Below are 12,815 nucleotides of genomic sequence, written 5' to 3'. Positions count from 1 at the left end.
CATTACAGAAAAAGGGCTTCTTTTTCAATCTCTATTTTACCCCATGTAGTTTACACATTTTATTTTACACTATCTTAAAGAGCAATATATTACTCTACTAGAGGCTTTAGATCAAAGAGTGAATATGTGGTTGATGGATATGGAATAGTTCAAGATGCTGCTGGCGTTTACTCTGTAAGGATGTGAGAAGATTGGCTGAATTTTTAAAGAATGAACCGATTGGAGAAGATTTGTTTTCAGGACGTGCCCAAGAGCATGTTGCAGAGACAATATGTGATAATATAGAGCGCCTCCATGTGATTGGTTTGGAGGGGGAGTGGGGCTCTGGAAAGAGCAATCTAGTAAAAATTCTACAGCAGAAATTGAGTAATAAAGACAAAAAATATTTCTTCTTTATTTACGATGCTTGGGCACATCAGATGGATTTCCAACGTCGTGCGATTATAGAGGAAATTGTAGAATTTATTGATAGGGAGGATGGTCTCTTAGTAACAAAAGATAAATTGAATTACGTTAAAATAAAAGCATTAGGTACAGTCGTTGAAACAGAAACAGAGCTTCAGTCATCCTTTACATGGGCAAGTTTTTTCTTGGTTTGCAGTATTATCCTTACACCAGCAGCAATACAACTGAGTACGACGTTGAAGTTTGAATGGATAAACTATGTGATATCTTTGATGCCAATAGGATGTATTTTATTTGCTGTTTTCATTTCAATGAGAAAACAACGTAAAGATTTTTTTAGTATGGGTCATTTGGAACACATCAAAAACCAGCTGATAGGTGCGTATAAACAAGGTAATACAAAGTCCACCAAACGAGAATATACGGATACAAAGAGACCTTCTACAGTAGTATTTCGACAATTTTTTCATGATGTTGATGAGAGTATACCTGAGAAACATGTGTTAATCATTGTTCTTGATAATCTAGATAGGCTGCCGCGAGCTAATGTTCAAGAAGTGTGGACAATAATACAATCATGTTTCAGTGATGGTGTTGTAGAGTTCCCAAAAATAAAAATTGTTATACCCTTTGATCGAACACATTTGTGTGTGAATGATGAACAAGATAGTGCAGGGAATAATATACATGATTATACAGATAAAACTTTTGATGCCGTTTTCCGAGTTGCCTTACCTGTCTTGAATGATTGGGAAGAATATTTTGATCGTCAGTGGGAAAAGGCTTTCGGTCAAGATGAGGTGAATGGGGATAGGCAAGAATTAGACTATGTAAAACGCATTTATGATTGCTATACAGAAACGATTACACCAAGAAAAATTCATGCTTTTATTAATCAATGCCTTATACTTTCTTTATTGCATAAAGGTCATGGTATAAAATATCGCTACTATGCTGTGTTTATCTCCCATAAAGAGCACATTCTAAAGAATATTATTGAGGCGTTAAGTGATTTAGCGTACTTAAAGGGATTGAAGCGAGTGTTTGAGCAAGACGAAGAGTTCTTTCAAACAATTCCGGCACTTTCACATCAGGTGACATTAGAGCGAGGTCAGGAGATTGCAATTCATAGAGTGTTGCGATTGGCTCTTGAGAATGGTGATGCTGATAAAGTAAAAGAAATTTCAAAAATACGGACTTTCCCATCGATTCTAGAGACTTTGCTAAGAGAGTTCAACACAGTGGATAGTCTTCAAATGCCTATTTGTGCCTTGGATGGTTTATCTCCAGAAGACTATGGTGGGGAGGAAATCTATGCTAATCGTTGGAATATGATATTTCAGGGGGTTTTGGATATAGACCTTGAACTGGATACATCTAAAGACGGGTATTTATTCCAATATCAAAAAGTCCTGATAAAACATGGAAGCAAGGAACAAATTGAAGCTATACTAGCAAAACTAATTCCACAATTTAATCAACTAGAAGGAATTAATGCAGCTAGGTATATTGATTGCATCAAGGAAGTTGAAGAGATTGTCGCTCCCAAAGACATTCAAGTTCTTGATCTCCTTGGGGAAATTGTTGTTCCATGGGAACAACTGGAAAAGATAATTACTGATTCTAAAGGAACTCCTAGCCAGTATAGGCTTCGGAGTAAAGAAGAGGAGGTTGATAAATTTCTGACAGATTTAACTGTTGAACAGTTAGCAAAGGTTAGCTATATTGGCGAGCTGCATAAAAGTGGATATAAATTGGAACAATTTAAAGAGAGGGCGAAAGAAGGTGCGGAACAAACTAATTCATATAATGAGTTTTGCACTTTATGGCGTAATTATCGGGAAGTTATTTCGGATAAAATCGAAATTAACTTGGACATAGAATATCTTGATCAGTATATTCGTGAAGCGAAAGAGCACCAGCATTCCGATATTGAGTCGGATTTATTATGCTACATATTTTCAAAATTTGATTTCAATACAGTCGAAAATTACTCAGAAATTACGTCTTATCTCAACCAAGAAGATAAGGCTGAGGAGATTTCAGATAAAATTTCTTTATATATGAGTTATTCTGATCTTATGTTCCGATCAACACAGTACAAAACTTCTTCGTTGTATTGTGCAATATGTAAGATTGTTACTGGCGATATAGAAAGACCATTAAGGGCAAATCCTAAGGAGTTGTTATTGCAATTTGAAATGGTTATAGTGTGTTCAAAGGTTTCTAAGGAAGACCTTTCTGCTCAACTATCACGGTGGAAGTTTGTAAAAATCTCCGACAATGAAGTGGAAAAATACTTGCCGGTAGATTTTCTATCGCTTATTGATGAGGTGGAGGATGATTTTTCGGAAAATTGTCGTACTCGCGTGAAAGACTATCTTGATACACGATCTGAGGAGCAATGGGCTCACTATATTGAGCAGGGAATTGATTCATATGGAATTTCTGCGGGGCGGATTATTGCCTATGATTGGCCAGATCTCGTTTGGACTAAAATAAAGGACTATCTACAGGGGTTGGTTAATGATAGAAGTCTTCCTGAGGATATTGATACATGGAAAAAATATATAGAAGAATTTCTAAAAAAACGAAAGCAAATAGGGCGTATTTTAGGAGTCTTCTATGATAGTCTCAAAACAGAAGCAATCTCTGTAGAAGAATTTAAATTTTGGGGAGAATGGCTTTTTAAATACAATAAGGTGGAGCTTGATGACAAGACAATGAGGCGGCTCATCCCACCAGAATTGCTAGATGATGAAGAATGCGTCAAGATTCTTCTTCATAATTTCACGAAGGTTGTTAAAATATACAGACAAGCGAGTGCTGATGAGCATGAGGATTTTGATGATAAAATTCAGAAACTCAGTGGTGTAGATGAAAACATAAAAGAGCTAGCCAATAGAATAGGAGGTTTTGACGTGAATAGTGCGTCTAGGCAAGATCATAAAGAGAATTAAGGCTTATGAAAAATTTGCTCCTAAGTTTGAGTTAGAGAATTGAAACTTTAAGAGGCGGGAAATCTCTTCATTTCCTTGGCAAATTTAGAAGGGCAAAGGTATATTTATGGCTCTTCATGAAGCTTTGTGAAATCGCTAAAGATTCCCTCCTCCGTCACAATCGCCGTAATGAGTTCGTGATTCGTGACATCGAATGCGGGATTGTACACGTTTATGCCTTTTGGTGCCATGCGTTCTTTGTACCACATGTCGGTGACTTCCTCGGGGGGGCGCTGTTCGATGTGGATGTCGGCACCTGTTGGGGTATTCTTGTCAATGGTGGAGGTGGGGGCGCAGACGTAGAAGGGGATGCTGTAGTGTTTGGCGAGGATGGCGACGCCGGAGGTGCCGATTTTGTTCGCCACGTCTCCATTGGCGGCAACGCGGTCGCAGCCGACGAAGACGGCGTCGATCCAGCCGTTTTTCATGACGGTGGCTGCCATGTTGTCGCAGATGAGGGTGATGTCCATGCCGGCGGCACTGAGTTCATACGCGGTGAGGCGTGCACCCTGGAGCAGGGGGCGTGTCTCGTCGGCAAAGATGCGGAAGTTGTAGCCTTTTTCGTGTCCAAGGTACATGACAGCGGTGGCGGTACCGTATTTGGCGGTGGCGAGCTGTCCGGCGTTGCAGTGGGTGAGGAGTCCGTCGCCGGGCTTTACGAGGGTGAGCGCGTGCTCGCCTATTTTTTTGCAGATGTCGATGTCCTCTTGCTTGATGCGGAGGGCTTCGTCACGCAGGAGTGCGCGGATTTCGGGGATGGATTTGCCCTCAGCGTTTTTGACGACAGCTTTCATACGGTTCAGCGCCCATGAGAGGTTGACGGCGGTGGGGCGGGAGGAGTTGAGGTAGTCGGCAGCTTCGTGAAAACGGCGTGCAAATTCACCGTAGTCATCGGTGTCAATTTCGAGCGCGGCGAGGTAAATGCCGATGGCGGCGGCATCGCCGATGGCAGGCGCACCGCGCACCTGCAGCTCGCGGATTGCCGTCCAGATTTCGCCTTGCGTTTTGAGATGGAGATATTCGGCACGCCTGGGGAGCTGTGTTTGGTCGATGATGACGAGGGCGCATTCGCTGTCGTCGAGGGCGACGGTTTCCATATCGAGGATGTTAGTGCTCATTGTATGCCTCCTAAACTGTCGGATACTTCCATTGGGTGAGTTCGTCCGCCGGGATGGTCTCCGGCTCGTGCCCGAGGACGGTGAGGGTGCGGTAGTAGATGTCGGCGAGTTCTTCGACGTAGTTTGCACGCAGGAGAGCTTCCTTGAGATCGGCGGCGACGGCGACGACACCATGTGCCTGCATGAGGGCAACGTCTGCGATGGAGAGGGGGGCGAGGACGTTCTCTGCCGCGGCCTTCGTTCCCGGTCGCCCGTAGGGCGCGACAGGCACGTAACCCTTGCGGCAGCCAAGGAGGGAGAGTTCGTAGACGATGGCAGGGATGGGCTTATTCATGACGGCAAAGGCAGTTGCTGTGCGCGAGTGTGTATGTGCGACAGCGTGCACGTCGCTGCGGTTCCGATAGATGGCGCAGTGCATCATCAGTTCGCTGGTTGGACGCTTTCCGCTGCGCGCTTCGACCGTATGCCCTGCACCGTCGATGACGACGATGTCGTCTGTCTGCATCTCCATGCGGTCCATGCCTGTCGGTGTGATGCAGATATAGCCGCTTTCTGCGTCGCGAATGCTGAAATTGCCCGCACGGTGCCGGCACAGTCCGTCGTGCTCTGCCTGCTGTGCGCAGCGGAGTACCGTTTCTTTGATCGTTTCCAACATGGTGTTCTCCCCCTTTACGTACAGTCTATATTTTAGCGAAAATTCACGGGATTTTGCAAGTATTTTCCCGCAGAAAATAGTGAAAATGAGTGCCAATCAAAGGATAAATGGTTTGACTTTTATTGGGAATGGTTTATAATATAAAACGTAATGAGCGCGCGGCAGGAAAGCCCTGCGGCGCATGTTGTATAGGGACACACAGGGGGTATTTCAATGGCAGTAAAAGTTGCTATCAATGGATTCGGTCGTATCGGTCGTCTCGCCTTCCGTCAGATGTTCGATGCACCCGGCTATGAAGTCGTCGCAATCAACGATCTGACGAGCCCGAAGATGCTCGCCCATCTCCTGAAGTATGACTCCACGCAGGGGCGTTATAAGTATGCAGATTCCGTTGAGGCCGGTGAGGACTCCATCACGGTCAACGGCAAGAAGATCAATATCTATGCACAGGCGGATGCTTCGCAGATCCCCTGGGGCAAGCATGACGTCGATGTCGTGCTCGAGTGCACGGGCTTCTATACGGCAAAGGCAAAGGCTGAGGCACATCTCAAGGCCGGCGCAAAGAAGGTCGTCATCTCTGCTCCTGCGGGCAGCGATCTCCCGACGATTGTCTTCAACGTCAACCACAAAACGCTGACGAAGGCGGACAAGGTTATCTCGGCAGCATCCTGCACGACGAACTGCCTTGCGCCGATGGCAAAGGCACTGAATGATCTCGCTCCGATCAAGAGCGGCATCATGACGACGATCCACGCCTACACGGGCGACCAGATGCCGCTTGACGGCCCGCAGCGTAAGGGTGACCTGCGCCGCAGCCGTGCAGCAGCAGTCAACATCGTTCCGAACTCGACGGGTGCGGCAAAGGCGATCGGCCTTGTCATCCCCGAGCTCAACGGCAAGCTCATCGGCTCGGCACAGCGTGTTCCGACCCCGACGGGTTCGACGACGCTCCTCTACGCGGTGGTCGAGGGCAAGGTCACAGTTGATCAGATCAACGCACAGATGAAGAAAGAGGCGACGGAGTCGTTCGGCTACAACACGGACGAGATCGTCTCCAGCGACATCATCGGCACGACCTATGGCTCGATCTTCGATGCGACGCAGACGATGGTCAGCGATACGGGCGACGGCAATACGCTCGTCCAGGTTGTCTCCTGGTATGACAACGAGAACAGCTACACGAGCCAGATGGTTCGCACGATCAAGTACTTTGCTGAACTCGGCTGATAAGTAAACATTGTTTTCTTGGGTGGGCAGAGGTCTTTTCTGCACCCCCTCAGCATACGATCTTTCGAGGTCCGGCCGATGTTTGGGCCGGACCTCGTTTCTTTTAGGGAGCACTGATCCATTCAGCGATTCCTTTATGGAGGAGACAGCATGAACAAAAAGACAATCAAGGATATCGACGTCAAGGGGAAGAAAGTGTTTGTCCGCGTGGACTACAACGTCCCGTTCGATGCCGAGATGAACATCACGAACGATACGCGCATGGTGCGCACACTGCCGACGCTGAACTATCTGCTCGACGGCGGTGCGGCACTCATCATCGCCTGCCACATCGGCCGCCCGACCGAGGCACGCGAGGAGAAGTTCAGCACGAAGCATCTCGTGAAGCATCTCGCGGAGCTCCTCGGCCGCGAGGTCAAGTGGGCATCTGACTGCGTCGGCCCCGAGGCGGAAAAGCTCGCGGCGGCACTGAAGCCGGGGGAGGTGCTGCTTCTCGAGAACCTGCGCTATCACAAGGAAGAGAAGAAGAACGACCCTGCCTTCGCAAAGCAGCTCGCGTCACTCGCCGATGTCGCTGTGGACGATGCGTTCGGTGTCGCGCATCGTGCGCATGCATCGAATGCGGGCGTGCCGAAGTACATTGAAACAGTTGCGGGCTTTCTGATGGAGAAGGAGATCAACTACATCGGCAAGACGCTTGAGACGCCGCAGCGTCCGTTCGTTGCGATCATCGGCGGGGCGAAGGTCTCCGACAAGATCGGCGTCATCAGCAATATGATCGAGAAGGTCGACACGATCATTATCGGCGGCGGCATGGCACACACCTTTGATGCGGCGAAGGGGCTGCCGATCGGCGACTCCCTCTGCGAGCCGGATAAGATGGATCTCGCACGTGACCTCCTCAAGAAGGCGGAGGCAAAGGGGGTCAAGGTTGTCCTTCCGCTCGACGTTGCCGCCGCGAATATGTTCCCGCTCGCCGACGAGGCGAAGTGGAAGGCCGAGGGCAAGGTCAAGATCGTCGATGTCGACAAGGTCGAAAATGGCTGGCAGGCACTCGACAGCGGCCCGAAGACCTCTGAGGAGTACGTCAATGCGTTGAAGGGCGCCAAGACGATCATCTGGAACGGACCAATGGGCGTCTTTGAGTGCGACGAGTTTGCAAAGGGCACACTGGCAGTGGCAAAGGCGGTTGCGGATGCGACCGAGGCCGGTGCGACGAGCATCGTCGGCGGCGGCGACTCCATCGCGGCGCTCAAGAAGACGGGGCTGACGGACAAGATCTCCCACGTCTCGACGGGCGGCGGCGCGACGCTTGAGTTCCTTGAGGGCAAGGAGATGCCGGGCATCGCGGCCATCGCAGACAAGTAAGAACATCTACGTTTGATACAGAAGGAGAAAACTATGGCACGGACTCCGATTATCGCCGGAAACTGGAAAATGAACAACACGATCGCAGCGGGTGTTTCGCTCGTCAAGGAGCTCATCCCGCTCGTTAAGGATGCAAAGGCCACGGTCGTCGCCTGCCCGACAGCAACGGCACTCGCCGCTGTCGCCGATGCGGTCAAGGGAACGAACATCCACATTGGTGCGCAGAATGTGCACTGGGAGAAGAGCGGCGCCTATACGGGCGAGATCTCGACAGATATGCTGAAGGAGATCGGCGCAGACTACGTCATCCTCGGACACAGCGAGCGCCGCGACTACTTCGGTGAGACGGATGAGGGCGTCAACAAGCGTGCCCGTGCTGCATACGCGGCAGGCATCACGCCGATCATCTGCTGCGGCGAGTCGCTTGCGGTCCGTGAGGCAGGCAAGTACATTGAGCACGTCGTTGCGCAGATCAACGCCGCGCTCGAGGGCTTTACGGCAGATGAGGCGGGCAAGCTTGTCATCGCCTACGAGCCAATCTGGGCGATCGGCACGGGCAAGACGGCGAGCTTCGAGCAGGCTGAGGAGGTCTGCAAGGCGATCCGCGAGGCAGTCGCGAAGAAGTTCAATGCGCAGGCAGCCGACGCGATCCGCATTCAGTACGGCGGCAGTGTCAAGCCGGCGACGATCAAGGATCTCATGAAGCAGCCGAATGTCGACGGTGCACTTGTCGGCGGCGCTTCGCTGAAGGCACAGGATTTCGCGGCAATCGTGAATTTCTGATGATCGTACCCTCATTTTGTATGGCGTGGATTTTCCGCTCGGCGGAAATGAAGCGCCATACGAGTTTTGAGCAAAAGCTCTTAGAAAGATGTCAATATTATGGCAAAACTAAAGAACGCACCTGTTGCGCTCATCATCATGGACGGATTCGGCGATGGCGATCCAAACGATCTGAAGTACAATGCCATTGCGATAGCAAAGACGCCTGTGCTCGATGGCCTGATGAAGGAGTTCCGTCATACGGAAATCCAGGCATCTGGTGAGTACGTCGGTCTGCCGGACGGTCAGATGGGCAACTCTGAGGTCGGCCACACGAATATCGGCGCAGGGCGCATCGTCTATCAGCAGCTCACGCGCATCACGCGTGACATCAAGAACGGTGACTTTTTCAAGAACAAGGCGCTGCTCACCATCGTGCGCGGGGTCAAGGAGCACGGTGGTGCGCTGCATGTCATGGGACTGGTTTCTCCGGGCGGCGTGCACAGCCACGATGATCATCTTTTTGCCGTGCTCGAACTCGCTAAGCGCGAGGGACTGACCGAGGTCTGGATTCATGCCTTCCTCGACGGGCGCGACGTGCCGCCCAAGAGCGCACAGGAGTATCTCGAGGCGGTCGAGAAAAAGGCGGCAGAGATCGGCGTCGGCAAGATCGCTACGGTCAGCGGGCGTTACTACGCTATGGATCGCGACAAGCGCTGGGAGCGTGAACAGCTCGCCTATGAGGCGATTGCCCACGCCAAGGCAAAGACGGTGGCGAAAACCGCTGTGGCAGGACTGCTCGCATCGTACGCGGATACGAGCGCGAAGCCCGAGGGCGTGACGGATGAGTTCGTCGTGCCGTTCGTGGTCGAGGGCTATCACGGCATGAAGAACGGCGACGGCGCGATTTTCTACAATTTCCGTCCCGACCGTGCACGTCAGCTGACGCATGCCTTTGTCGATGCAGAGTTCGACGGCTTTGCGCGCGACGAATCGCTGAAAATTCCCTTTGCGACGTTCTCGGAGTACGAGGCAGGGATGAACGCACTCGTGGCGTTCCCGCCCGAGGAGATCGACAACACCTTTGGCCAGTATGTGCAGGATCTCGGTTATACCCAGCTGCGCATCGCGGAGACGGAGAAGTACGCGCACGTTACATTCTTCTTCAACGGCGGCGTCGAGCAGCCGTACAAGGGCGAGGACCGCATTCTCGTGCATTCCCCGAAGGTGGCGACCTACGATCTGCAGCCTGAGATGAGCGCGATCGAGGTCACGGACAAGGTCGTCGAGGCGATCAAGTCCCGCAAGTATGACTTCATCATCCTCAACTATGCCAACTGCGACATGGTCGGACATACGGGGGTTGTCCCGGCAGTTGTCAAGGCGGTCGAGACGGTGGATACCTGCGTTGGGCGTTTCGTTGATGCCATCCGCGAGGTCGGCGGTGAGGTCTGTATTACCGCGGATCATGGCAATGCAGACAAGATGTGGGATTACGACAACAATCAGCCGTTCACCAAGCACACGACGAACCCCGTACCGTTCATCGTCGTTTCTGACCGCGTGAAGGACATCCACAAGGGCGCGCTCTGTGATATTGCACCGACTCTCCTCACACTTGCAGGTCTTGCGATTCCGAAGGAGATGACGGGCAAACCGCTCATAACGCTGAAGTAAGATCGTTTTGTTTGAAAGGACGGGTGCGTATGCACCTGTCTTTTTCGTTTGAAAGAGAGCGGGCGGAATGGTATACTAAATCTATTCATTTCATGATCGGAGGTCTTTATGCTGCGATTTTTGGTGCTTCTGCGTGCCATGCGGCGCAATATTGCCCTGCTGCTCTACGCGATGCTGCAGCGCGATACACCGCGCGCCGTGAAGGTTCTCTTTCCGCTTTCACTGCTTTATCTCATCAGCCCGATTGATATTATCCCGGATACGATTCCTCTATTCGGTGCGGTGGATGATATGGTGATTCTCCCTGCGGCGACGTCGCTGCTGATCCGCATGCTGCCCGCACATACGCGCATGGAGGGGGAACGCCGTGTGGAGCGCTACGGCACGTGGCTGCTTGTAGGGGCCTCTGTGCTCATGCTCCTGTGGATTGTCATCTTTGTTTGGGCACTCGTGAAGGTGCTTTCGTGAGGCTCTATATTGCGGAGAAGCCGAGCGTCGGCCGCGCGCTTGCCACATGTCTTCCTGCGCCGCACCGCAAAGGCTCCGGATGGATTGAGACGGGCGGCGGCGTGGTGACGTGGCTCTTTGGTCATGTGCTGCGTCAGGCGGAGCCGGAGGAGTACGATCCTGCGCTGAAACGCTGGCGCGCGGAGGATCTGCCGATCCTGCCGAAGGAGTGGCATCTCGTCGTCAATGAGAGCGCGGCGCAGCAGTTCGCGGTGGTGAAAGGGCTGATCGCGCGTGCCGATGAGATCGTGCATGCCGGCGACCCTGATCGAGAGGGCCAGCTCTTGGTGGATGAGGTGCTGGACTTCCTCGGCAATACAAAGCCCGTGCGCCGTATTCTCATCAATGCACTTGACGATAAGAGCATTCACGATGCGCTGAATGACCTGCGCGACAACGGGGATTTCCTTCCGCTGAAGCTCTCGGCACTCGCACGGGCGCGTGCGGACTGGCTCATCGGGATGAATCTCTCACGCGCCTATACGCTCGCGGCGCGGCGGGCGGGGCATGCGCGGCTCGTCCTGCCCATCGGGAGGGTCAAGACGCCGACGCTGGCACTCGTGGTGCGGCGGGAGCGCGAGATCGAGCACTTTACGCCTGCGACCTACTATCTTGTCGATGCACTGTTCCGCACAGAGGCAGGGGAGCCCTTTCGTGCGCGGTGGAAACCGTCGGAGGAGCGCACGCCGCTCGATCCTGAGGGGCGTCTCGTGGATCGGGCAGCAGCAGATGCTGCTGCGGCGTCATTCGGCGAGCCGCCCGCAGACGGCGTGGTGACAAAGTATGAGCGCAAGAAAAAGGAGGAGCCGCCGCCGCTGCCCTTTTCGCTCTCGGCACTGCAGGTGCTCGCAGGCAAACGCTACGGCTATGAACCGCAGCAGGTGCTCGATACGGCACAGAAGCTGTACGAGGAAAAACTGACCAGCTATCCGCGCTCGGATGCAGAGTATCTGCCCGTGAGTCAGCACAAGGATGCGGCAAAGATTCTCGGCAATCTCGCCGCCCTCTCGGATACGCCGCTTGCGGCGTGGGCACAGGCGGCAGATTCTGCGAAGAAGTCGCGTGCGTGGAACGACGCAAAGATTTCGGCACATCATGCGATCATCCCGACAACCGTGCCCGTGAACCTCGCGCGGCTCACGGCGGTGGAGCGCAATATCTACGAGCTGATCGCGCGTGCCTACATTGCGCAGTTCTGTCCGAACTATGTCTACGATCAGACGAAGGCGGAGGTGACGCATCACGGTGAGACGTTCACGGCGCGCGGCCGTACGGAACGCACGGCGGGATGGCGCACGATGTACCGTGCGGGGAAGAATGAGTCCGAGGATGCGGAGAAGGAGGACGAGGAGAGTACGGTACTCCCGCCGATGAAAAAGGGCGACGCGGCGGCGTTCGTCTCGGCAGAGACGAAGGAGCGGCAGACAAAGCCGCCCGCACGGTTTACGCCCGCGACGCTCCTCCAGGGGATGAAGGAGATTCACAAGTACGTCAAGGACGAGGCGGCGAAAAAGATGCTGCGCGATGTGTCCGGCATTGGGACGGAGGCGACGCGTGCGAGCATCATCGAGGATCTCATCCGCCGTAAATTCCTCCATGCTGCGGGAAAGAAGAAGGTGCTGACGCCGACGGCGGAGGCATATCTCCTTATCGACGCGCTGCCCGATACGATGACGTATCCCGATGCGACGGCGATCTGGGAGGATCAGCTGCACGCGATGGCGGACGGCGTGGGGACGCCCGAGGAATTCCTCGCGGGGCAGGCGGCATTCGCACGTGATCTCTGCGACGCGGCACGGACGGCGCAGATCACGGGAGGCGAGGGGATACCATGTCCTGCCTGCGGGCGCGGCGTCATGCTGAAACGCAAGGGAAAGCACGGCGATTTCTGGGGCTGCTCGGCGTTCCCGCAGTGCCGCATGACGGCGGATGATGCGGGCGGCAAGCCGAACTTTGCGGGACGGCGTGTGCCGCGCGGTTCTGCGGACGGGATGGGGGCACATCCCACTGCCGCCGCGATGACGGCGCGCCGCAGCTACACACCGACGGCAGATGAGCAGGCGGAGATGGATGCGCTGTTTTTTGACCAGTAAGGTG

The 12,815-nt window shown here is 52.9% G+C and carries 9 protein-coding genes; 7 read left to right on the top strand and 2 right to left on the bottom strand.

Annotated features, from left to right (window positions below):
* Positions 1–191: 191 nt before the first annotated feature.
* Positions 192–3,365: a P-loop NTPase fold protein gene (locus HMPREF0908_RS08345; RefSeq protein WP_006691051.1), complete on the top strand. Its 3,174-nt coding sequence runs from the start codon at positions 192–194 to the stop codon at positions 3,363–3,365.
* Between the two features lie 104 nt (positions 3,366–3,469).
* Here HMPREF0908_RS08345 and mtnA read toward each other — a convergent pair whose 3' ends face one another.
* Together mtnA and HMPREF0908_RS08335 are read right to left on the bottom strand one after the other, a co-directional pair.
* Complete coding sequence (gene mtnA / locus HMPREF0908_RS08340; RefSeq protein ID WP_006691050.1) at positions 3,470–4,522, bottom strand: S-methyl-5-thioribose-1-phosphate isomerase; 1,053 nt, start codon at positions 4,520–4,522, stop codon at positions 3,470–3,472.
* Positions 4,523–4,532: 10 nt separating this feature from the next.
* Positions 4,533–5,177 (bottom strand): class II aldolase/adducin family protein, encoded by a 645-nt coding sequence (locus HMPREF0908_RS08335; RefSeq protein WP_040572647.1) that lies wholly within the window; start codon positions 5,175–5,177, stop codon positions 4,533–4,535.
* Between the two features lie 213 nt (positions 5,178–5,390).
* Between HMPREF0908_RS08335 and gap the strand changes: the two genes are divergently transcribed.
* The 6 genes from gap (at position 5,391) to HMPREF0908_RS08305 (ending at position 12,811) form a co-directional block, all read left to right on the top strand.
* Positions 5,391–6,404, top strand: a complete 1,014-nt coding sequence (gap, locus tag HMPREF0908_RS08330) for a type I glyceraldehyde-3-phosphate dehydrogenase (protein ID WP_006691048.1) — start codon at positions 5,391–5,393, stop codon at positions 6,402–6,404.
* Positions 6,405–6,554: 150 nt separating this feature from the next.
* Complete coding sequence (locus HMPREF0908_RS08325; protein WP_006691047.1) at positions 6,555–7,772, top strand: phosphoglycerate kinase; 1,218 nt, start codon at positions 6,555–6,557, stop codon at positions 7,770–7,772.
* A gap of 33 nt (positions 7,773–7,805) precedes the next feature.
* Positions 7,806–8,555: a triose-phosphate isomerase gene (gene tpiA / locus HMPREF0908_RS08320; RefSeq protein ID WP_039981415.1), complete on the top strand. Its 750-nt coding sequence runs from the start codon at positions 7,806–7,808 to the stop codon at positions 8,553–8,555.
* A 99-nt stretch (positions 8,556–8,654) separates the two neighbouring features.
* A complete protein-coding gene (gene gpmI, locus HMPREF0908_RS08315) occupies positions 8,655–10,211 on the top strand; it encodes a 2,3-bisphosphoglycerate-independent phosphoglycerate mutase (RefSeq protein WP_006691045.1) in 1,557 nt (518 codons plus the stop codon).
* A gap of 108 nt (positions 10,212–10,319) precedes the next feature.
* Positions 10,320–10,679, top strand: a complete 360-nt coding sequence (locus tag HMPREF0908_RS08310; protein ID WP_006691044.1) for a YkvA family protein — start codon at positions 10,320–10,322, stop codon at positions 10,677–10,679.
* The gene (locus tag HMPREF0908_RS08305; RefSeq protein ID WP_006691043.1) at positions 10,676–12,811 is read left to right on the top strand and encodes a DNA topoisomerase III; all 2,136 of its coding nucleotides are present in this window, start codon (positions 10,676–10,678) and stop codon (positions 12,809–12,811) included. The genes HMPREF0908_RS08310 and HMPREF0908_RS08305 overlap by 4 nt, the downstream gene beginning before the upstream one ends.
* Positions 12,812–12,815 lie beyond the last annotated feature (4 nt).

The organism is Centipeda flueggei ATCC 43531, assembly GCF_000160695.1.
Lineage (GTDB): Bacteria > Bacillota > Negativicutes > Selenomonadales > Selenomonadaceae > Centipeda > Centipeda flueggei.
The sequence above is the reverse complement of the archived record's forward strand: the minus strand, read 5'-3'. Positions and strand labels throughout refer to the sequence as shown.

Bases quoted from the DNA above. Each gene is read 5' to 3' on its own strand.
- gap (WP_006691048.1), top strand. From the start codon at position 5,391: ATGGCAGTAAAAGTTGCTATCAATGGATTCGGTCGTATCGGTCGTCTC.
- mtnA (WP_006691050.1), bottom strand. From the start codon at position 4,522: ATGAGCACTAACATCCTCGATATGGAAACCGTCGCCCTCGACGACAGC.
- HMPREF0908_RS08325 (WP_006691047.1), top strand. From the start codon at position 6,555: ATGAACAAAAAGACAATCAAGGATATCGACGTCAAGGGGAAGAAAGTG.
- HMPREF0908_RS08335 (WP_040572647.1), bottom strand. From the start codon at position 5,177: ATGTTGGAAACGATCAAAGAAACGGTACTCCGCTGCGCACAGCAGGCA.
- HMPREF0908_RS08310 (WP_006691044.1), top strand. From the start codon at position 10,320: ATGCTGCGATTTTTGGTGCTTCTGCGTGCCATGCGGCGCAATATTGCC.
- gpmI (WP_006691045.1), top strand. From the start codon at position 8,655: ATGGCAAAACTAAAGAACGCACCTGTTGCGCTCATCATCATGGACGGA.
- tpiA (WP_039981415.1), top strand. From the start codon at position 7,806: ATGGCACGGACTCCGATTATCGCCGGAAACTGGAAAATGAACAACACG.